The 20,418-nt window shown below is 44.9% G+C and carries 21 protein-coding genes, 1 pseudogene and 1 other annotated feature; of the genes and pseudogenes, 4 read left to right on the top strand and 18 right to left on the bottom strand.

Translation table 11 applies throughout. The features are described from left to right. Nucleotides 1-9 precede the first annotated feature (9 nt). Nucleotides 10-1,410: a YfcC family protein gene (locus H7F26_RS07840; RefSeq protein WP_071583596.1), complete on the top strand. Its 1,401-nt coding sequence runs from the start codon at nt 10-12 to the stop codon at nt 1,408-1,410. 615 nt (nt 1,411-2,025) lie between these two features. After that, nucleotides 2,026-3,102 carry a DUF4352 domain-containing protein gene (locus H7F26_RS07835; protein WP_021838069.1) on the top strand — a complete coding sequence of 359 codons (1,077 nt, stop codon included), beginning with the start codon at nt 2,026-2,028 and terminating at the stop codon, nt 3,100-3,102. Nucleotides 3,103-3,112: 10 nt separating this feature from the next. Here H7F26_RS07835 and H7F26_RS07830 read toward each other — a convergent pair whose 3' ends face one another. From H7F26_RS07830 to H7F26_RS07820, 3 genes are all read right to left on the bottom strand, one after another. Further along, nucleotides 3,113-5,197 carry a class I SAM-dependent methyltransferase gene (locus H7F26_RS07830; protein WP_003178642.1) on the bottom strand — a complete coding sequence of 695 codons (2,085 nt, stop codon included), beginning with the start codon at nt 5,195-5,197 and terminating at the stop codon, nt 3,113-3,115. A gap of 87 nt (nt 5,198-5,284) precedes the next feature. Then, nucleotides 5,285-6,025 (bottom strand): SDR family NAD(P)-dependent oxidoreductase, encoded by a 741-nt coding sequence (locus H7F26_RS07825; RefSeq protein WP_003178641.1) that lies wholly within the window; start codon nt 6,023-6,025, stop codon nt 5,285-5,287. Next, entirely contained in the window at nt 6,009-6,422 is a 414-nt protein-coding gene (locus tag H7F26_RS07820; RefSeq protein WP_003178639.1) for a tautomerase family protein, read from the bottom strand. Before H7F26_RS07820 ends, H7F26_RS07825 begins: the two co-directional genes overlap by 17 nt. Before the next feature lie 109 nt (nt 6,423-6,531). Between H7F26_RS07820 and H7F26_RS07815 the strand changes: the two are divergent. Next, nucleotides 6,532-7,417, top strand: a pseudogene (locus tag H7F26_RS07815) (LysR family transcriptional regulator). 72 nt (nt 7,418-7,489) lie between these two features. Here H7F26_RS07815 and H7F26_RS07810 read toward each other — a convergent pair. The 6 genes from H7F26_RS07810 to H7F26_RS07785 all read right to left on the bottom strand — a co-directional run bounded on the left by H7F26_RS07810 (nt 7,490) and on the right by H7F26_RS07785 (nt 12,971). Next, nucleotides 7,490-8,860, bottom strand: a complete 1,371-nt coding sequence (locus H7F26_RS07810) for a sensor histidine kinase (protein WP_003178633.1) — start codon at nt 8,858-8,860, stop codon at nt 7,490-7,492. Beyond that, nucleotides 8,851-9,513 carry a response regulator transcription factor gene (locus H7F26_RS07805; RefSeq protein ID WP_003178632.1) on the bottom strand — a complete coding sequence of 221 codons (663 nt, stop codon included), beginning with the start codon at nt 9,511-9,513 and terminating at the stop codon, nt 8,851-8,853. Before H7F26_RS07805 ends, H7F26_RS07810 begins: the two co-directional genes overlap by 10 nt. A 21-nt stretch (nt 9,514-9,534) precedes the next feature. Continuing rightward, the gene (locus tag H7F26_RS07800) at nt 9,535-10,305 is read right to left on the bottom strand and encodes a lantibiotic immunity ABC transporter MutG family permease subunit (protein WP_003178631.1); all 771 of its coding nucleotides are present in this window, start codon (nt 10,303-10,305) and stop codon (nt 9,535-9,537) included. A gap of 1 nt (nt 10,306) precedes the next feature. Beyond that, nucleotides 10,307-11,065, bottom strand: a complete 759-nt coding sequence (locus tag H7F26_RS07795; protein ID WP_003178630.1) for a lantibiotic immunity ABC transporter MutE/EpiE family permease subunit — start codon at nt 11,063-11,065, stop codon at nt 10,307-10,309. Continuing rightward, the gene (locus tag H7F26_RS07790) at nt 11,062-11,778 is read right to left on the bottom strand and encodes a lantibiotic protection ABC transporter ATP-binding protein (protein WP_011197516.1); all 717 of its coding nucleotides are present in this window, start codon (nt 11,776-11,778) and stop codon (nt 11,062-11,064) included. The genes H7F26_RS07795 and H7F26_RS07790 overlap by 4 nt, the downstream gene beginning before the upstream one ends. Nucleotides 11,779-11,903: 125 nt before the next feature. Continuing rightward, entirely contained in the window at nt 11,904-12,971 is a 1,068-nt protein-coding gene (locus H7F26_RS07785; RefSeq protein ID WP_003178628.1) for a YecA family protein, read from the bottom strand. A gap of 252 nt (nt 12,972-13,223) precedes the next feature. On the opposite strand from H7F26_RS07785, the gene H7F26_RS07780 reads away from it, so the two are divergent. Further along, a complete protein-coding gene (locus H7F26_RS07780) occupies nt 13,224-13,577 on the top strand; it encodes an RDD family protein (RefSeq protein WP_011201549.1) in 354 nt (117 codons plus the stop codon). A gap of 51 nt (nt 13,578-13,628) precedes the next feature. Here H7F26_RS07780 and H7F26_RS07775 read toward each other — a convergent pair whose 3' ends face one another. From H7F26_RS07775 to H7F26_RS07735, 9 genes are all read right to left on the bottom strand, one after another. Continuing rightward, nucleotides 13,629-14,573 (bottom strand): DMT family transporter, encoded by a 945-nt coding sequence (locus tag H7F26_RS07775; protein ID WP_003178626.1) that lies wholly within the window; start codon nt 14,571-14,573, stop codon nt 13,629-13,631. 19 nt (nt 14,574-14,592) lie between these two features. Beyond that, nucleotides 14,593-14,754: a tryptophan RNA-binding attenuator protein inhibitory protein gene (locus H7F26_RS07770; RefSeq protein WP_003178625.1), complete on the bottom strand. Its 162-nt coding sequence runs from the start codon at nt 14,752-14,754 to the stop codon at nt 14,593-14,595. A gap of 100 nt (nt 14,755-14,854) precedes the next feature. After that, nucleotides 14,855-15,112 (bottom strand) — a binding site (T-box leader). A gap of 58 nt (nt 15,113-15,170) precedes the next feature. After that, entirely contained in the window at nt 15,171-15,686 is a 516-nt protein-coding gene (locus tag H7F26_RS07765) for a DUF2812 domain-containing protein (protein ID WP_003178624.1), read from the bottom strand. Next, nucleotides 15,679-16,023, bottom strand: coding sequence for a PadR family transcriptional regulator (locus H7F26_RS07760; protein ID WP_011197515.1), 345 nt, complete (start codon nt 16,021-16,023; stop codon nt 15,679-15,681). Before H7F26_RS07760 ends, H7F26_RS07765 begins: the two co-directional genes overlap by 8 nt. A 19-nt stretch (nt 16,024-16,042) precedes the next feature. Beyond that, on the bottom strand, nt 16,043-16,222 hold the full coding sequence (locus H7F26_RS07755) for a hypothetical protein (protein WP_003178622.1): 180 nt from the start codon (nt 16,220-16,222) through the stop codon (nt 16,043-16,045). A 212-nt stretch (nt 16,223-16,434) separates the two neighbouring features. Beyond that, complete coding sequence (locus H7F26_RS07750) at nt 16,435-17,187, bottom strand: MerR family transcriptional regulator (RefSeq protein WP_003178621.1); 753 nt, start codon at nt 17,185-17,187, stop codon at nt 16,435-16,437. Between the two features lie 129 nt (nt 17,188-17,316). Continuing rightward, nucleotides 17,317-18,144: a DUF4885 family protein gene (locus H7F26_RS07745; RefSeq protein ID WP_003178620.1), complete on the bottom strand. Its 828-nt coding sequence runs from the start codon at nt 18,142-18,144 to the stop codon at nt 17,317-17,319. A gap of 63 nt (nt 18,145-18,207) precedes the next feature. Next, nucleotides 18,208-19,035 (bottom strand): PPC domain-containing protein, encoded by an 828-nt coding sequence (locus tag H7F26_RS07740; protein ID WP_003178619.1) that lies wholly within the window; start codon nt 19,033-19,035, stop codon nt 18,208-18,210. A 110-nt stretch (nt 19,036-19,145) separates the two neighbouring features. Beyond that, complete coding sequence (locus H7F26_RS07735) at nt 19,146-20,360, bottom strand: serpin family protein (protein ID WP_003178618.1); 1,215 nt, start codon at nt 20,358-20,360, stop codon at nt 19,146-19,148. Nucleotides 20,361-20,418 lie beyond the last annotated feature (58 nt).

Here is a 20,418-nt window from a genome sequence, read left to right as displayed (position 1 = left end):
ACGAACGGAATGAGCAATGGCACCCCACAGAAAACAAAACTGCACTTCCCACATACTTATGCTTTGATTTTTTTCATTATCATTTTAGCTGCACTGGCTTCATACTTCATTCCATCAGGAGAATTTAAGCGGGTTGAAGAAGACGGCCAAACGGTTATCGTACAAGGGAGCTACAAGCAGACTGACGCAGGTCCGGTCGGTTTTTTCGAGATGTTTAAAGCCATACCGGAGGGCATGATTCAATCGGCGGATATTATTTTTTATATCTTTTTAATAGGCGGAGCTTTTGGCATCATCCATCAGACCGGTATGATTCGCGCCGGTGTCCATGTGCTCGTGCAGCGCTTGAAGAAACGCGGCTTCCTCCTGATCCCCGTCACCATGTTCGTCTTTTCCATCGGAGGCGCAACGATCGGTTTGTCTGAAGAGACGATTATTTTTATTCCGATCGGAATCGCTGTTGCGAGAGCGCTTGGCTATGATTCAATGACAGGGCTGGCGATGATTTCTCTAGGCGCGGCTGCAGGGTTCACCGGCGGCATGTTGAATCCGTTCACAGTCGGAATTGCACAGACAATTGCGGAAGTCCCGGTGTTTAGCGCCTTCGGTTATAGACTGGCCGTTTATGCCGCCATGCTCGGTTTCTCCATTTTTTATGTCATGCGTTATGCTCAACAAGTCAAAGCGCACCCGAATACCGGTTTGATGTATGGAAGCGAAACAGAGATAAATGAAGAGACAGCCTCAGGACACGCTGATCTTTCCTTCACCGGAAGACACGGCCTCGTCCTGCTGATTACAGCATTGGGCTTCGGCATCAATATGTTCGGTGTTTTTCAATGGGGATGGTTTTTAAGCGAGCTGTCGGCCGGCTTTCTCATCATCGGCTTTGCCGCCGGTCTTGCGGGAGGACGCGGCATCAACAACACCTTCCATTCGTTTGTCGACGGCATGAAACAGGTTGTATACGGAGCGCTGATCGTCGGCTTCGCCCGTGCCATCGTCATCGTATTGGAAAACGGACATATTATCGATACGATCATCAACAGCCTTGCTTCAGCAATCAGCTCGCTTCCGAATGAAATCAGCGCCATCGGCATGTTCGCCGTACAAATCGCGATTAACACGTTTATTCCATCCGGAAGCGGACAGGCAGCCACAACGATGCCGCTTATGGCGCCTCTGGCCGATTTATTGGGATTCGAACGTCAGATTGCCGTATTCGCTTATCAATACGGAGATGGGATCACCAACTCAATCATCCCGACCTCCGGCGTATTGCTGGCTTCACTGTCAATCGCAGGCGTCCCTTATGAACGCTGGGTCAAGTTTGTCTGGAAGCTGATCGCAGGCTGGATTATCATCGGCGCCGCTGCGATTGTTATCGCTATGATAATTGGTATTAAGTAAACATCCGGTCCACAATATGCAGCCGGTGCCCCCGGCTGCATTCCCCCATATATGCCTCCATCTCTCTGACTATAGAAAAGCCTTACACCATCAAAACCGCCGTTTCTAAGACAATTGATCTACTAAATTTTAAGCTCAGGTTAAGGAAACCCGAAAACGGGACTTTTTATTCACTATGGCCCAAATTTGAAATTCACCAACATAAGGGCGTCTCCTAAACAAAATACTTATATTTTTAACCTGATCTGACCAGGATCTAAAGTAAAAAATGGATAAACATCAATTAAATGCACCGAAGTGCATGTCATTAGTTTTAGTCTCTTCTTACTATCCAAAGTTTGAAAACATGCCTAATCCTGCAAATCATTGACCAAAATTAGTATTTAACACCTATTTATTAATGATTCTTCAAACCTTAAAATGAGTGATGTTGTTTCTGTTTTTTTAAAGAAACTAAGGAAAAAGGAAGAATTATAATCAAATTTTCACTGTTAGATAAATGAAATGACCGGGACTTGAGTAAGATTTGTCCCGATGAAGGGCCTTTATGCCCTGGCCGCCTCATTCTTTTCATTTACATAACATTGAAAAAAATAATAAAAAAGGAGACAGACCATGCGAAGTAAAAAGTTTTTTCTGATGATGCTTTTGATGATTGTAGCAGTCGTGTCAACAGCCTGCGGAGGCAGCAAAAGCGCGAGCGGAGAGAAAGAAGATACGAAAAAAGCAGATAATGCAGAAGTTAAAATCCTAAGCTCCGAATATACGCTTCCTGATGATTCATCAACAAACCTGCACGAAAATGAACTTATACTAAAGATCAATGTTTCCGTGAAAAATACAGGGAAAGAACCATTAATGGTTGATAAAAGCCAATTCAGCCTTTACGAAGGCGACTCAAAAATGTCGGACGTCAGCGTATATGATGAAAGAAACAAAAGGCTTCGCTCTTCGACGCTGAATTCTGACAAAGAAGTCGACGGAAATATCTATTACATCGTTGAAAAAGGCAAAAAGTTTCAGCTTGAATACACACCTGACATGTACGGTGAAAATAAAGCCGATCCTGTCAAATTCGAGATCGACGGCGGCAGCGACGATTTGCTGAAAACGGCCAAAAAACTTGAAGATCCGGCAAAAGCTTTGCTAGCTTACACAGACGTAACGATTTTCGGCAAAGACAATAATAACTTTGATAAACTGGTCGACGAAAACAAACGTGAAGTCGTTACCGATTACCTTGAAGGCGCTCAAAAATCTATCGTTCGCTCTTTAGGATATTATGATGAAGAAGATGTGGATAAAAAGAAATTGAATAAACTGATCAGCGCCATCCAAAACGCCTATCAAGAAAAATCTCAAGTCAAAGCAGTTACAAAATCAATTTCAGGCGATGAAGCAACTGTTGAGGCAACCGTTACGCCAATCGATAATACAGATGTCCAAAAGAAAGTGAAGAAAAGACTGGAAGACTATGTGAAAGACAGCGGCAAAGACTTCATGTCCAGAGATGAATTGATCAATCCTGCGATTGACATCATGAGTGAAGAAATCAAAAAAGCAGAGGCGACTTCAAGTGAGAAAACCGTTGAAGTCAAACTTGAAAAATCAAAAAATGACAAATGGAAAATTGATGCTGATAATTACAAGACCGAACAATACTTCTCAAGCTTCCTTAAAAGCAACAACTAAAAAAAGCACCCTAGAGGTGCTTTTTTTCAATTACAATAAAACAAGTGCTGTCCGGCAGCGGCACACGCCGGCCGAGCCGGTCTGTCAGCTCGATTTTAGGGTAAAGGTGTTCTTCATATCCTTCCTGCACATAGTGTTCGAACACCAGAATGTTCGCACGTTCCCCTAATTCTTTCTCGATACAGCGGCGGAATTCAGACGGCGTAAAATAGCCGAACTGCTCCTGCACTTCATGCGGATAGGCTTCTTCTCCCCATGTATATGTATAGAGGAATTCCATTGCATCATTCACAAACAGTACAGCCGCGTCCTTCTCAGCCTCAAGCATTTGCACCTTTCTCCCTTTAAAATCATGGACATACCGCTTCAAGAAATCCATTCCATCCGGGTCTTTAAACCGTATCCGCCGCGTTTCCTCTTTGTTTTCGGTCATGATTCCGTCCCTGATGATGATTCTGCCTCCCGGCTTCAGAATGTCAAAGGAGCTTTTTAACGCTTGGGCAATGACGAGATGATTAAATTTTTTCCCTTCATACGGAATGTATGAAAACAATTCGTGCAATATCGATGAGAATACGATGGTGTCGACGCTTTCCTGCTCAAAGTACTCAGGCAGGTCCAATGCATCAGCCTGTTTCACATGCCAGGGCTTATGTTCGCGCACTTTTCTTTTTTGGAGCTCCTCAATGACATTGACGGAAAGGTCGATTCCGATGACCTCTGCTTCTGGATGCTGGTCTGTCAGCAAATCAAGCATCACGCCGCCTCCGGCTCCGATGTCGAGCATTCTTTCTCCAACGGCATAATCGGCAATCTTCTTTTTATAATCTTCAGCACCGTTCATATCAGACAGATAAGCCGCTTCATTTTGCAGCCGGTCAAACGAATCCTTGCGAAACTCAAAAAAATCATAAAGCAGCACGATCGCCCGTTCATATAAAGGCGATTTCTCCGCTTCCTGGCAAAATTCAATCAGCTTCAGTCCTGCCTGCGAAAATGAAAACGTGACGCCGACAATCTCAGAAGCCTGATCAAACGGCTGAACAGCAAGCGAAACGTGTTCATTTACAGGCACCTCGCCGTAAAGCAAATCGCTGATCGACATCTCTTTTAAGCACGCTTCGATAATTCGTTTTTTATAAACATTTATATGCCTCACACCCTGGTAATCACGGTACATGTCCTTCATCAGCGGCTCAAAGCTGATGTGCTTGACTGATAAAGGGTTGACAGAACGAAGCACGAGCAGAAAGATTTTGACAAACTCTTCAAAACTGAATGATGACAAGGCGGATTCCACATACCATAAATCAATCCGCTGAAAGAAGCGTCTCAGCGTATCTTCCGCCGAATGCTCCCTCAAAAACCGCTCGTACCGGCTGCTGTCTTCACCGGAATCGAGCGCTTGTCCCCGCAGTTTTCTGATCCTTTCCGCAAACGGCCAGTCTTTATTTCTTTCTCCTGTGCAGATTTGGCCGATTACCCGGTTCACGTCTCGTTCTATCGAATCCCAAAGCGCCGGCGATACCGCTTCAATGATACATTTGTTCAGCACGTATAGAACCCGCCTGATATCGATGTGCTGAAGTTCAGATGTTTCAATCCAATCGATAAGAGGAGTGAATTGGCGATACCTTGTTTCCCCGCGGATATACTGTCCGACGAGTCCATGCGTCACAATCAAAATATGGATGAGTTCTTCAATATCCTGCCGTTCCGGCATGTACGCCTGTCTTCGATCAGCATAAATCTGCGCCGACCCGATATTATGGATCGCAAGCTGAAAACCTTTTTCACGCCATTCCTTTCTTTTATGAGGCTGGCCGCACTTAGCCGCTTCACTCCATATGAGAACCTCTTCAATGATTTCTTTTTCCAGCTCAGGAATGTCAGCTTTCTCCAAAATAGAGAGCGTCTGTTCAACATAAAGAAAAACGGGATTCTGAGGCATGTTCTCTAGCGAAGAAATCCGCTCCAGGTTGATATTTTGCTCTTCAGTTAAAACGAGATACTTCAGCCATTCGGCATCCCGCAAAACATGATAATCCCCGTTTTTTACTTTTTCAATGGCTTCTAACGATTGTAAACGCCTCATACGTTCTTCCCTCTTTTTTCTATTTCGATATGATTTATCATAAGGTAAATGGTTTCATATAGAAATAGGATAATAGGCTTATAATCGCTATAATGTTTGACCGCAGTCAGCCGTTAAGATTTGGCCTGTAACTGTTTCTTGTTCGAGCAGCGCACAAATGAGCAAGGCGATATCTTCCGGTTCCGCTATCCGCTCAAGCGGGAGCTTTTGGCTGAGCCGCTTCATTTTCTCTTCATTCCCCTCCCACCATCTCGTTGATACCGCGCCCGGTGCCACACAGCTGACTCTAATATCAGGAGCAAGCGCATGCGCCAATGATTTCGTCAGACCGTGGACCGCCGCTTTTGATACGGCATAGGGTAACGAAGAGCCTGAACCGGTAAGCCCGGCGATGCTGCCGACATTTACGATGGCGCCTTGTTTATTTCGCTTCATAAAAGGTGCCGCCGCTCTCGCACAATTAAACATCCCTTTGACATTTACCGCATACAGTTCATCCCAGACTTCTTCAGAAGCCCCTTCCAAGTCATCAAGCTCGATATGCCTGGTGATGCTTGCATTGTTGACGAGCAGATCGACGGTACCGAACTCGCCCACCGCCCGATCAAACATGTCTTGAACTTCACTGATCTTAGAAACATCGGCTTTCACCGCGAGCGCGCGGCCGCCTTGACTTTCAATCATTCCAACCGTCTCTTCAGCCTCCGCTTTGGAACGCGAATAGTTGACAACAACCGCTGCCCCTCGGTTTGCCAAAGAGAGCGATACCGCTCTGCCGATCCCTGTGCCGCCTCCTGTGACAAGGGCTGTTTTATTTTTCATTTCCATTTTTCAACGCCCTTTCAACTGATGCAAGCTGTGCTGTTCCATTCCCAAACGACCAGTTCTCTTTCACGTTTTCGGCTGCAATGATCATGACGTCCTCTTGGCGGATGCCGGCGTTTTTTTGCAAACGCTCTGCAATGCGTTGGTACAGAGCCAGCTTTTTTTCGATCGGTCTCTCTTTCATTGTGATGTGAATATAAATCAAATCCTTCGTCCGTTTGATGTTCATATAGCTAGGATCGAAAAAGAACTCTTCCTCATCGTGCTGGGTGATGACCTGAAAATAATCGTCTTCCGGAACATCGATCGCCTCCGTCATCGCCTGGTGAACTGATCTGCTGATCCGGCGAAGCTCTTCCTTTGATCTTCCTTTTAAAAGATCCATCCTGACAAATGGCATATATTCATTCCTCCTTTGTATTGTTTAATAGTGTATAACGGTTATATCATTTTGTATAATTGAATCATTTGAAGGTTTCATTCAATTTTATTGAACTTGAGGTGATGGGATGGATTTCAAAACGTTAAAGACGTTTCATAAAATCGTGGCTTGCGGAAGCTTTAACCGCGCGGCTGAAGAACTGAATTATGCGCAGTCCACGGTCACAATGCAAATCAAAAAGCTCGAGGAAGACCTCGGCATTCGTTTGCTCGAGAGGGGGAAAACATTCCGTCTGACTGAAGCCGGCAGGCTTTTTTTTGAAGAAAGCAGACATATTGTCAAGGATATAGATCACCTTCAACATCATATGGCCGACTTATTGCTTGGCGAAGGGGGGAAATATCCGCCTTGGAGCGGTCGAACCGATCGCGAGCTGTGAATTGCCCCAGATTTTGGGGAGATTTTTAGCGGATTATCCGAAGATCCGGGTTTCCGTTGATATCGCCAACTCGTCGGCATTGGGGGAACGGCTGGTTCAAGGAAGCCTGGATCTTGCCGTCTGTTCGACTCCGGCAATGGGAACAGATCTTTATTTTGAACCGCTTTATGCTGAAGAACTCGTAGTGCTGCTCCCTGAGGGACACCCCGCCGGAAACAATGAACGCATTCATCTGAAAGATATTAGGGAGCACCGCCTGCTGATTACGGCCAACAATTGCACCTACCGGAAGAAAGTCGAAATCGCGTTTCAAGAGCTGCCGGGGAGCCAAATGAACACGATGGAGATCGGAAGCATGACAGCTTTGAAAAACTATGTTGCCGCAGGACTCGGCGTTGCCCTGATTCCGAAAAGCATCGTTTCCCCTCCTCCTCCCGGAACGATTGTCCGGTTTATCGACGATGACCCGATCAGCGTAACCTTCGGCATCCTTTGCAAAACCGCGGCGTTTCCGCTGAAACAGGCTGATGCAAAGCTGTACCAATATTTGAAACAGGAACTTGGAGAACCGTAAAAAACCTTCCCGGCCGATGCCGGAAGGTTTTTGATTATGAGAATGACGAGATATGGAAATGATGATCTGGTCTCAGAGGGGGATGGTCACTTGTACCTGTCCGCCTCCTGCTTCGCTGTTTTTAATCGCCAAATCGCCTTGATGAAGCTTAACAACACGAAGTGCAAAGGTAAGTCCCATCCCGTAATGACCATTCGATGTCCGGGCTTTATCTTCCATATAGAAAAGCTCGGCAGCTTTCTGCAGGCCGTCTTGAGAAAACCCTTTTCCGCTGTCAGTGATTGTGAAAATCAATTGATCAGCCGTACACACAGCTTCAAAATCGATTCTCCCGCCTTCTGGTGTGTGATCTGCGGCGTTCGTCATGATGTTCATCAACGCTCGGTGAAGCAGCTGTTTGTCAAACACTGCTTTTTTTCCTTCAAGGTTCTGCTCCTTCAACACAATGTCAATCGATTTGTTCCCTATATATGCTTCAGTCTCATGGAGAACACTTTCGACTAGCGTTTTCACAGCGCCTTCTCTGTACTCGGTATGTAATGCTTCCTCAGTTTTTGAGAGATGGATTAATTGGTCAATGTACTGTTCGATTTTTTGCCCCGCGTCAAGGATGTATCTGATATATTCCGACTGCTCTTGATTTTGCGGAGATAAGCTCAGCAACTCCGCATTTCCTTTGATGATGGTCACTGGAATTTTAATATCATGAGCCAATGCGCCGATCTGTTCTTTTTTCGTTTTCTCTAAATGCCACTGCGCCCGTAGGGAGGCTTGGAGGGCATTCCTCATGTCCATCAGGGAACTGATTACATGATCAAATTCCTTAATATTCGAGAACTCCGGAGTAAAATTTAAATTCTGTTTTTTAATTTGCTCGGCAATGGTGTTTAAAGTTTGAAAATGTTCTTTTAATCTGTTTGCAAATCGGGTTGTCACCGTAAAAACGACCGTAATTAAAAGAAGAACGATGATGCATATGCTTGTCAGCTCATAGTTCGGGAGAAACCGTCTCAGCAGTGGAGACCGAAACTCAGCGCGCAAAGGATACTCCAATACACAATACTCGTCTTTGCGTTCGATAATCATATAGCCTTTTTGACTAAAGCTGACATAAGGCCTGCTCTCTATCTTTTTCCGTACAATCGAAAGATTCGTCTCTTTCATGTTTCCCGCTGTCTTTTGTTTCGACTTTTTGTCCAGTATGGCGTACAGCATTGTATCCGGTATCATGTCTTCCGTTATCTGTTCAGCCGATTGAAGCCTGGGCTTAAGCTTTTCAGCTTCGATTTCATTGTAGTTGGCAGGATAAAACAGCCCTGCATTCATTCCTATCATATTGACCAAAACATATAAAGCCGTGATCGCGATCAGGCTGAAGCTCAAAGTGAGCATATATTTGATCAGTTCTCTGCGCAGTGTCTTTTTTTTGCGGATTATTCCCATCTGTATCCTACGCCCCATACCGTTTTGATCGGATCTCTATTGTGTTCTTTGCATTTTTTCCGAATCGTGCGGATAAATTCGGTTATCGTCGAATATAAAGCATTGCCTTCCAGCCCGTATACATGATCATAAATTTCTTCTCTTGTAAAGGTTCGTCCTTTATGCTGAGCCAATAGCTCACATATTTTAAATTCATTTTTTGTTAAATTCAGCTTTTGATCATGAATAAATACTTCTTTGCTGTCAAAGTGAAATAAAAAACCGGAAATCACCCGTTTAGTCTCGTATTTCTCTCTTCTTTCCCTTCTCAGGTGTGCATTTACTCTTGCACTGAGCTCAAGAACGCCGAAGGGTTTTGAAATATAGTCGTCTCCCCCAGTCAGGAGGCCTTTAACGATGGCCTCTTCCTCCGTCTTAGCGGTGAGAAACAGGATCGGACAATCTACCAGCGGCCGGATTTTCTCGCATAATTCAAACCCGTCCATCCCCGGCATCATCACATCAAGCAAAATTAAATCATACCCTGAAAACACGTCGAGAGATTCGGTGTTAACTTGACTTAGCGTATGAACTTGATGCTGATCGCGGCGCAAAATATTTTGTATGAGTACAAGAATATCTTTCTCATCATCTACTGCCAAAATTTTCGCCACTTGCTGACCACCCTTTTTTCATTATTCAAAAGCTTTTCTTCCTTCCCAGCGGATAAACCAAATGATGCTTAGAGCGAATACAGCTATTATAGCAAACACCATGATGAAAGCCCCCTGCTTGATTTCCCCATCTAGAACAGAGCGGAGAGACGGATCAATTTGGACAAATCGGTCAATCCCCTTATACCCTGTCAGCCTGATTCCCCATGCCCAGGGATTATATTTCCAAATGACATCGCCCAATCCCGTGTTCATCAGCGCTGTCATCAAAAGGCCTGCCCCGCCTGCTAAAATCGAAGCCCCCATTCCGAATGTACAGCTGATCAAAAAGTATATGAAATAAAGTGTGACACTTCCGGCTGCCAGCCATGCCCCAGCCTCTAAAAAAAGGGAGCTTGGCAGGTTCGGCACATGAAAAAGAGCTCTGAGCCCCAATAAGTAGAGTCCAATAGCCAAGAATACCGCAAAAATGTTCATGATCAGAAGCAGCGTGACTTTGCTTAAATAAGCCGTTAATTTGGGAGCCGTGCCGCCCAACAGCACTTGAAAACGGCCTGCCTGCTCCTCTAAGGAAGCCGTCATTCCGCACACAATTCCAATCAGAAGCGGCAATGCAATCGCAATGGCTTCAAAATACGTGCGATATAATTGATATGGATCGGGCTGTCTGTTATAGAAATAAAGCAGAAAAACACCCGCACAGATAACCGGAACACTCAAGTGAAGCCAAATAAAAGACGTACGCTTTGTTTTTTGAAAATCAGCCGCCAGGCATCTGAAAAATAACAACAAATTAAACCGCCTCCCGTTTTATCGATTTGCGATCAACGGCAGGAGAAAAAGACCGCCTAGTCAGACGCGCCAAAATAGCAAATAACAGAACAGATAGAACAACAGCCGGAGGAACGACTGCCCAGCTCGTTAAAGGATCGCCATTCTCAAGAGGCACACCGTTTGGATGGATGCCAATTGTCGGGCACATGACCCTGATCGGCCAGCTCCAAGGATTCAGCCACCAAAAAGGGCTTGATGCCGACATGATGCCCAATATGATAGTGCCCAGCATATTGAACAAAACGGCAGATATAAACCCGTACTTTCGCGCTATCCATAAACAGACGGGGATCTCCCATAGTGTCGTGAGCCAAAGCAGCAGATTCGCGGCAATGACTGTCAAATGAATGCTCGAAAATTGAGGAATGACAAACTGCATCCCAACCATGAATCCTAAAAAAACAGCTTGAGATGCTAAAGAATAGAGCGCAATGACGCTTATTTTTGCATACCAAATCTGATGCAAATCTACAGGAGAAGAAAAAATGCCGTTATAATTCGACGCTTTCTTTTCTTTCTGGTGTGATTGTGCACAAAGCAAGGCGATCATGACCGGCATTAAGATGACAGACCACCAATTATACGTACCTGCTACAAAAAATCCCGGATTCATTAAAAAGGCGAAGCAAATATTAATCAAAGGCACAATGAAGATCATTTTTCTCGAAAATGTTCTTTTAAACTTCAGGTTTTCCGCTTTTACATAATATCCGATCACTTTTCTCCGCCCTCTTTCTCCCGCGTTGATTTGACAACATCCATAAAAAGCCGCTCAAGATCGTCTCCCTTATTGATTTTCCCCTGATATCCGAGATACCCTCCGCTGATAATCCCGATATGGTCTGCGATCTGCTCGACTTCCGATAAAATGTGGCTTGATAAAATGACCGTCATCCCCTGTTCGGGAAATGACCTGATGAGTTCCCTCAACTCTTGTATACCGATCGGATCAAGACCGTTAGTAGGCTCATCAAGTATGAGTAGTTTAGGGCGATTTAAAAGAGCGATGGCGATCCCCAGCCTCTGCCTCATCCCCATAGAAAACTGCCCCGCCTTTTTCTTTCCGGTATGATGCATATCAACAGTTTTAAGCACCTCTGTTATTCTCGCATCTGGAAGGCCCAATAATGCGGCATGCACCTTGGCATTCTCGTAGGCTGTTAAATTATCATACAGAGGCGGGGATTCTATTAAAGAACCGATGTCTTTTAATACGGACCTTTTCCATTGCCGCCCCTCAAACAAAATATCCCCGGCAGTTGGGTTTAAGATTCCGGTTAAAAGTTTTAAAGTCGTTGATTTTCCTGCTCCATTCGGTCCAAGCAATCCGTAAATACTGTTCTTTTCAACTGACAATGAGACGTCTGAGACCGCTTGCGATCTTCCGAACTTTTTTTGAAGATGCCTTGTTTCCAGTAGAATTGTACTCATCATAATCTCTCCTTGTTTGATCTGATCGTACCGATATCTTAAAATATCTTTCTCAAGATTTAATCAGAATCAAACGCAAAAAACCTTCCGGTTCCCCGGAAGGTTTAGCAGTTGTGTGAGCTTTTTTAAGATGGCATAAGCTCAAGATGATGGTCAAGTTCATCCTGCAGGACGGCTTCAATATCTTTAAAACGATTCGATACGGTCGAAGCGCTGACGCCGTATTTTTTTGCAAGCTTTGCTTGGGATATCGATTTTTCCGATTTGGAGATCGTATTGATAAAATACTCCAAAGCAGCTGCAAAGGCTTCTGTTTTTTTGATGACCGGTGCTTTTTTGGCACAATACGATTTCCAAAGGCCGACCGCCCAGGACACAAATGGTTCAGAATGTCCTTCGTCAAGCATACCTTTCTCAAAAACGAGCGCTGTTTCTTTTTCCATCTCATTGGCCCATTCGATGTCTTCGGACACTTGTTCAGACGGTGTACTCTCTTCCTGCCGGCAAAGATGCATTAACACATGATGGAAATCCTCTCTCATCAGCTGCTCTTTCGTCCCGCCTTCTTCTGTAAAACGGTTCAAAGCCTCGCTTAGCCTGTCTTTGAGAGCATCCGCCATTTTTGCAGGATAGATGGTGAATTGCAAGAAGAACTCGGTATGGCTTCCGATCTTGATCGGAAAGCCGAGCACGTACTCGCCTACAAAAGGCCCTTCCCGTTTCACATTCATCCTCACGGTCAGCTCTTCATTCGTTACAGCATCCTCAAAGCGAATGCCGCCATCTGTTATATGTTTCACACGCAGCAACGCAGGGGAGAGGTCTTTCCACGATTGAACGGCTTCCTTTGTCTGCGATCTGAGAATCGAAGATCCTTTTTTCTGTAAAAAGTCTTCAAAAATCGTCAATCCTCCATCTGCCAGCGGGCGGGCAAATACTCCCCACACGCCCAGGTTAAAAACACATATCTTTTGCGCAGACTGATCCAGGTCTGACAGAAAAGAATACTGATTGAGAAATTGATCGATTGTGTCTTTATGTTCCGTAAAAGCGAATTCCATGACGTCTTTCTGGATTTGTTTCAATTCTTGCACCGCGACAGCCGGAAACGCTCCCTCTGCTTTGCCGCAGCATTTTTTATATTTCAGCCCGCTGCCGCAGGGGCAAGGCATATTTCTTTTTACTTTTCCCACGTTTAAACCTCCGTATCTTATACTACAACTTATTTATTTTATCAAAACTTTCAGGAGGGGGAAATCCGATAATGAAAATCAGTATGATTTAGCTGAAAAGTAAAATTTTATAAAAGAGGCCAAAAGGTTTATTTAAAAATAGAAAAAAAGACTATAAAATGGTTAATGTTGTGTTTTTATCATTCATTTATAATAGAGAGGATGTTATACATATTGCAATACGCTCGTTTTTGGGTTAGAGCGGGTGCATGGTTGATCGATTGCGTATTGGCGGTCGGGTTACACTTTTCATCCGCATGGATATTCGGCGACGGATCTCATGAAGTTGCTGCAGCCGCCCTGCTGGTATACGTTTTGTATCCGCTTCTGATGCCGCTGACAAAGCTCCAGGGCACGATTGGAAAAGCAATTTTTAGAATTCGTATCGTTTCTGATGATACGGGCCGACGGATTAAGCTTTGGCAGGCTTTCGTGCGCTACATCGTCTCATGGGTGCATATCTTTTTCGGTCTGCTGTATTTAACCGTCGTTTTTTCAGGAACGAAACAAGCGGTCCACGATTTCGCGGCTAGAACATATGTCATGAAAACGTCCGACACTGAGTAAACCACCTTTATTCATTTAAACAGAAATAAAAAGGGATATGAATCCCTTTCTCTATTTCCGGTATTCCAGCAGACTAACCGTCAGGTGCACTAGCAAGCACCCCAGCCACTGAACGGGAGTTAAACGTTCGTTTAAAAACAAAACACCTCCGAAGATGGTGAGGACGGGGCCGATCATGGAAATGACGGCCCCTCGTTCCGCTCCTATCCGCTTCATGCCTTCCAGCATGAATAAAAAAGGAATGACCGTCGTCACCGCCGCAATGATCATAAAAAAACCATACATTGCGGGAGGATAAGAAAGCACGATTCCCGGTTGTTCTCTCAGCGAGCGAAGCAGCGCATAACCGGCCATCGCAAGACTTGCTGCCGACATTCCATAGGCATTCATTCGAATCCCTCCGATTTGACGGACAAGTCCTCCCGCCACAACAAGATAGGCCGCATAAGCGACAGCGGACAATAGGATCAAAAAAGCCCCTGACAGGTTCGCTTCCAATGCTTGCACATCCCATCCGCCGACAGCCAAAAACAGCCCGGCATTCACAAGCAAGATGGCAGCAAACGTTTTACCCGAGACCATTTTTTTATTTACAAAGGCGGTTATGATCAATACGAACATGGGGTAGCTCATCACAATCATCCGTTCAACGGTTGCAGAAACACCGTGAAGGCCGATAAAATCAAGCAATGGCGATAGAAAAAAACAAAGCAATCCGGCCGCACAAGCTTTAAAAATCTCCGCTTTTTCAGGCTTAGCCGGAAGCTTTGAGCGATACACAATAAAAATCAGCCAAAACAGCGGCGCCGCAAATAATTGCCGGTACAACAGCACCGCTTCCGGCTGTGCACCTTGTTCATAAGCCCATTTGACAAAAATGGATTTTGAAGCAAAACACATCGTCCCAAAGACCATAAAAACGACCCCGGCCGCTTTTCGAACACCGTGTTGAATATGGCCGCTCTGCTCAGCTGTACTCTTCTCTGCTCGACTCAACTCTAAACACCCGTCCTTTTTATTCGTTGAGATGTTTTTTTATAAAATGGAGCAATGTGCTGCCCTGCACCGTCAAAATCACGCCTTTTCCCGAACATTTTGGACAAGGCTCCGGCTCTTCTCTTCCGCTTCCATTGCAATTTGGACATGTCGTTTCCAAATCGTCCGTTGCAATCACCATTTACGATCACACCTCCGTTTCCGTTTAGTATTATGCGGCCACTCCGGCCAGCCTTCCTCCATGGCCACCACCTCCTTAAAAATGCAAAAAACCCCCGTCACAAAAGGACGAGGGTCTCGCGGTACCACCTTTATTAATCGCATAAACGATTCGCTCGGAACATACGGAAAGGGGACAGTCAGCCCTTTCGATACGCTTCTCTTGATAACGGAGAGAACATCCCGGCTCCGCCTACTGCCCGTTTCAGCGAAGCGATTCAGAAGCCCATTCGGCATCAGGAGGGCATCGGTTCACACCAGCCACCGACTCTCTTAAGCCCATGCTCTGACACGTACTTGCTCTTCTTCAATATCGTTTAGCCGTACATGATTTGTAAAAAATATATTACTCTGAAAATTAGCGGGTGTCAAACAGCGTCAAATTCTTGTTTTTCTACGAACCTTTAATATACACACGATCAACAGGCACAAAACAAAGAGATTGAATGCTGCTATCCAATAAAAATATCCCGGGATGCCTATGATAAGAATCGGAAGTCCCGAGCTGAGAAATACACTGGCAAGTGCAGCATATAACACTTTTAGTAAGCCATTATATTTTTCCGCTTCAGATTCACGGTCTGTATAAATCACATTTGTTTGAACTTGACTCGGATCAGCCGCAAAGTAATGCCAATTTAAAAACTGTGTCACATGCTTCCAGCCTGCATCTTCGTAAATATGAATATATTCTTCTTGATCAAGGTTTGATGTTGTCTTATAGTCGAGCCGATATACTGTATTGCTTGGTTTTGTCTTTTCAAATGTATAGATAAATAAAAAGAATGACTTTAACATCCACCCTTGTTTGGCCATTTCATTCAGCCAGTCCTCTTCCTTCCGGTCTTGCCAGGCAAGAAAAAAACGGAATTTACGCTTTCTTTTTTTACTCATTGCTTGTATCTCCCTCTTTTTGAAAAATAGATTGACTGATCGCCACCAATTTAGACAGACGTTTAAATTCGAGTTCAACAACCGCCCATCCTTCATTCGTTAAAATATACTGCTTTCTCCGATTATCGCCGGTTTCGCCTTCCTTTTTAATCAACCCCTGCTTTTCGAGTTTGCTTAATGCACCATAAAGAGTGCCAGGCCCTAGTTTGACCTCTCCCTCGCTCATGCTCTCAACCCTTTGCATAATGCCGTAGCCGTGTAATGGTTGAGTTAATGACAATAATATGTAATATGTAGCCTGCGTAAGCGGTAGATAGTTTTCCGCCGTTTTTTTCATCACTTTTCGCACCTCATTATTAAGTATGGCTTTTTTCATTTATATATCTCATGAGCAGTACAACACCTATTAGATTGAAAATGATGCTGCCCCCAAGAACCAGCCCCCACAATACACCGTTTATCCCTGATAAAACCGCTAGATTTAATAAAAGAATTCCGCTCAAAACAAATAAAATCCCGGTAAGGTATGTATTCAAATCATTTGCCTCCTCATTTTGTATCGTCTTACGATATATCGACTAACGATATAATAGCATATTAGACGATTCGACACAAATCAAACACAGCAATCAGCCTGCAAATCAAATAAGTCAGCACAGGCTATTGCCCAAAAGGAATATCTCACATTAAAATCTAAAAAAACCGCCTAAAAGGTCATTTCACAACCTTATCAGGCGGTTTCCAGCGATTATTCCTGATTTCTGTCAGCAAACACCGTCATGGCGTCGCACATGAACTTCGCCAAGCCGGCGCCGTATTGATCGATGTTTTTCGTAAAGCGCTTGTCAGCCACATACATTTGTCCTAGACCTTTGAAAGCTTCCAGCGAATAGCTGTGGCCGGTGTTATTGTTCAGAAAGTCGTACCATTCCTTTATAGCCGCCTGTGCTTCCTCTGAGTCGGGGGCGCCTTCTCTGAGAGCGGCGATTTTTCTGTAAATGGCGTCATATTGCTGTTCCATTTTTTTTCGTTCACCTTCGGACATCGATTCGATATAGGCCTTCGATCTGTCGACGGCTTCATCTCCCCAGCGTTCCCGCGCTTCTTCCTCATACGGGTTTTGACTGAAATCAAAACCCGCGAATTTTTCCTCGTTTGTCATGTTGATTTCTCCTTTCGCAAATTGGATCGTTTTATCGATTGTCGCAATCATTTGGTCAAGCCGGCTCCTTTTCTCCAGCAGCGCTTTGCGGTGGAGCTGAAGCGCCTCATTCTTGTCAAATGAAGGGTTCTCAAGAATGCTTTTAATCTTTTTTAAAGGGAAGTCAAGCTCTCTGAAAAATAAGATTTGCTGCAGCTTTTCCAGATCGTCATCTGAATACAGCCGATATCCGGCTTCGGTTGTCTCCGACGGAGCTAATAACCCGATTTCATCATAATGATGCAGTGTGCGCACACTGATGCCGACTAAATCGGCCACTTCCTTTACTTTCATTTTCATCCATCTGACCTCCCTTCGATATTGACTATAAAGTATCCCGCAACGTGAGGGTCAATGCGAAATTTGAAATTTTTTTCGTGCAATTTTTATGCAAACAAAAAACCCGGCAAAATCACTTTGCCAGGTCTTTTAAAAATTGTTCAGCAGGACTTCTCTAAGAAACGGATCATCCAGCCACTCGTTCAGCTGGCCCGCGGAGAATCCTTTTGATACATTGAGATCGATAAGCGTTCCGCCGGCATAGCCGAAAGAAGCCGACCTGTCCGGAATGGTGTCCGGCCCTTTCGCCAGGACATTCTTCAGCTTCTTCAGAATGTTTTGAAAACTCTTCTCCAAGTCGCTTTTCGGGTCTTTGGCTGATTCAATCACTCTGGTGAGCTTCTCATTTCCGCCTTCAAGCTCTCCTCTTTCATCCAAACTGACATCAGCCAAAGACAGCCCGGCGACCGTTTTCAAAAACTCATTCACATGCCATTTTTCGTAAGCCTGTTTATCCAGCGGCGTTCCGTTTTGTTCACCGATCAGTTCTGCGTGGCCCAACAGACGCGCACCGAACCGTTTATCGCTGTCGTTTAAAACAGCTTCGATACGGGTTCTTTTTTGTTCGTCTTCGATGCCTTCAACTGTAATCCGGTTATGTCCGTCAACATGCAATGTCAGATGTTCGCTTTCGGAAAGGGAAATTCCGCTCTCCCGCAGCGCCCCTTCGATCTGGCTGTTCAAACGCTGCCTGTCCACATAAAGATTATAGATCTCAAATTGAACGCCGTTCATTTGTGACCGTAATGACGGTGCATTTTTTTGGGCTGATTCAGCCTGTTTGCTGATGGAGAGAGTGTCTGTTTGGCTGGCGGGCATCCTTTTGGAGCCTTTAGTCTTTGCCGGCACATTCGCGGCGGCCGGCTTCATCAGCTGCTCGGAATAAAGCGAAAGTTTTACCCTGTCTCTAATATTCATGGGAGCTCCTTTCATGCCAATTACATTCTATTACTTTTTATATCGGCCGGGATTTGGATCTGTTTACCAGCCGTATGTTGAATCGTATTGATAATTGATCTTCAGCTGCGGCGATCTCCAAGTTGAACTGCTCCAAGCGAGCGAATAGTATCTCACATTCCATGTCGTTTTGACGGGAAGCGCAAGTTCAGGCTTTAGATCCGGAAACAGTGTGCCGCCTGAAACCGATGTGTGCCAAACGCCTTCTTCCTTGTTCAGGACTTCTCTGTAGGTGTGTCCGAGACTTGGATATATCGTTCCCTCGGCAGAAACGCTTTTCACAGTCGCTCCTTCGGGAATGGCCGAGGCATTGGCAAGATTGACGGCGGCAACCGGAGAAACGACTCCCTGTCCCGGGCTTGAGATGGATGACGGAGACAAATTCGCCGTATAAGCACCGCTCTTCATTCTGTCGATAAATTCAAGTCTGTAAAATCCCCAGCCGTCATATGAACCGTCTTTAGACATGACGACCGCAATGTATCGGCCTGTCTCGGGAACATCCAAGCGGATGATTTCATTTTGGTTTCCCATTCTTTCAGAAGATCCTACTGCGGGATAGCCGTAAGCATCTTTAAATAAATATAGATCATAATCTGTATTTGCCGGGATGTTCTTTAGGTGAATGGCAAGCTGTTCTCCCTTTGTCGCGTAAAATTTGTAATAATCTTTATCGCTTTCGCTGTGAATCGTCGCCGAAATCGTCTTGTATTTCCACAACCCTACATCGTAAGCCTCAGCGAAAGAATTGTTGGGTTCATACTCATCTTCGTAAACATTCGCCGAAGCCGAAAATGCTGGAATCGCCATCAAAAACAAACTGAACACGAACAGAAACAAACTTTTTTTCATTTGTCCTTGCCTCCTGTTTATTCATCACCATAAAGGAACTCCCTTCCTAATATCGGTAATAAAACAGGAAGTTTAATGAATTTTTATAAAATAATGGTATTTCCCCAGATTTAATCATCTTTCGGCTCTGCCACACTGCCCAAAAAGAGAATCATTCCGGATGCTTCATCAACGATCGCAAAATAAAACGGGTGGTCTGCAGTCATGGTCACTTCAGGGACGGGGGCTGATTCGATGATTTCAACCGCCGTTGCCGCGGATGCTTCAGTGCCCGCTTCATCCACTTTGATAAATGTTTTATGTCTGACTTTATTAATTTGAGCGGCGCCATGCCCGGTAAACATATTTGAAAAATTCGCGCTGCTAAACACGGTTTTCATTCCAAGGCGTTTAAGCGGTTCATTTAACATGTAGTCTGTTTGAAATGAGAAGCGCGGCAGCTTGAGCTCCACCTGTTTCATCGTCCAGCCCTTTTGCAAGGCGCGCCATTGATCATGCGTCATGCCAGTCAGAAGCTGTTCTAGATTTGCCGCTTTTTTCGGCAGAAAAACGGCTAGTGACAGGCCTTCGTCTTGAAATGGCAGCTTGACGGCTTGAAAATGTTCGTTTTCCAGATAAGGAAAGCGGTTTGTCTGCGTCATCATGGGGTGTTTTTTTGCGGAGCCGTCCGCTGAATAAAATGGCTGTTCCGCTGTCATGTGAGGATCAAATGGGTGCTTCCAGCTTTCTTTAAAATAGACGGCATTGATGATGTAGGCAATCGTATTCGACGAGACTTTATCAACGATCTGATCGATGCGGTCTTTCGTTTTCTTTTTGACCCAGCTGTTGATTTCCTCTGTTGCCCGATTAGGATCAATTTGAAGCTGATAGGCGTCGCCAAGGCCTTTGATCGCGTCTTGAAAGCTTTCTTTCAGCTCCCTTTTGGTCCATATCGAATTAGCTGATGAAAATTCACCGTGAGGCAGCGTTTCAAGAGAACGATTAACAGATTTTGATATCCCGTTGATCGATGCCATATCCGCCTGGCTGAGATGTAAAGTGCTGAGCAGTTCCTTTCTGCTGTCTCCCGCGGCACCGTTTGCCGTCATCAAAAGTGCCTGCTGAATACTGTAAGGCGAGAGGAAGATGTTTTTCCGGCTCCCTTCTTCTTTTATCATGTCTTGAAACAAGGCGAGCGCAAATCGCTGTTCAGCTTCAGAAAACGAGGCTTCCGTTTTTTGCGCTGATCTGCCGCGCGGGGGATCAGCCTCCTTCAGTGCACCGCATCCGGCCAGCAATAAAAGACCGGCAATAACCACCATTGCACTCCATTTCGATTTCAATTGTCAACACCTCCTAATGTTGTAGTGGGTTTAGCACTGGAAAACGTTACAAAAAACG

The sequence above is a fragment of the Bacillus sp. PAMC28748 genome (assembly GCF_014250415.1).
Classification (GTDB): domain Bacteria; phylum Bacillota; class Bacilli; order Bacillales; family Bacillaceae; genus Bacillus; species Bacillus licheniformis.
The sequence above is the reverse complement of the archived record's forward strand: the minus strand, read 5'-3'. Positions and strand labels throughout refer to the sequence as shown.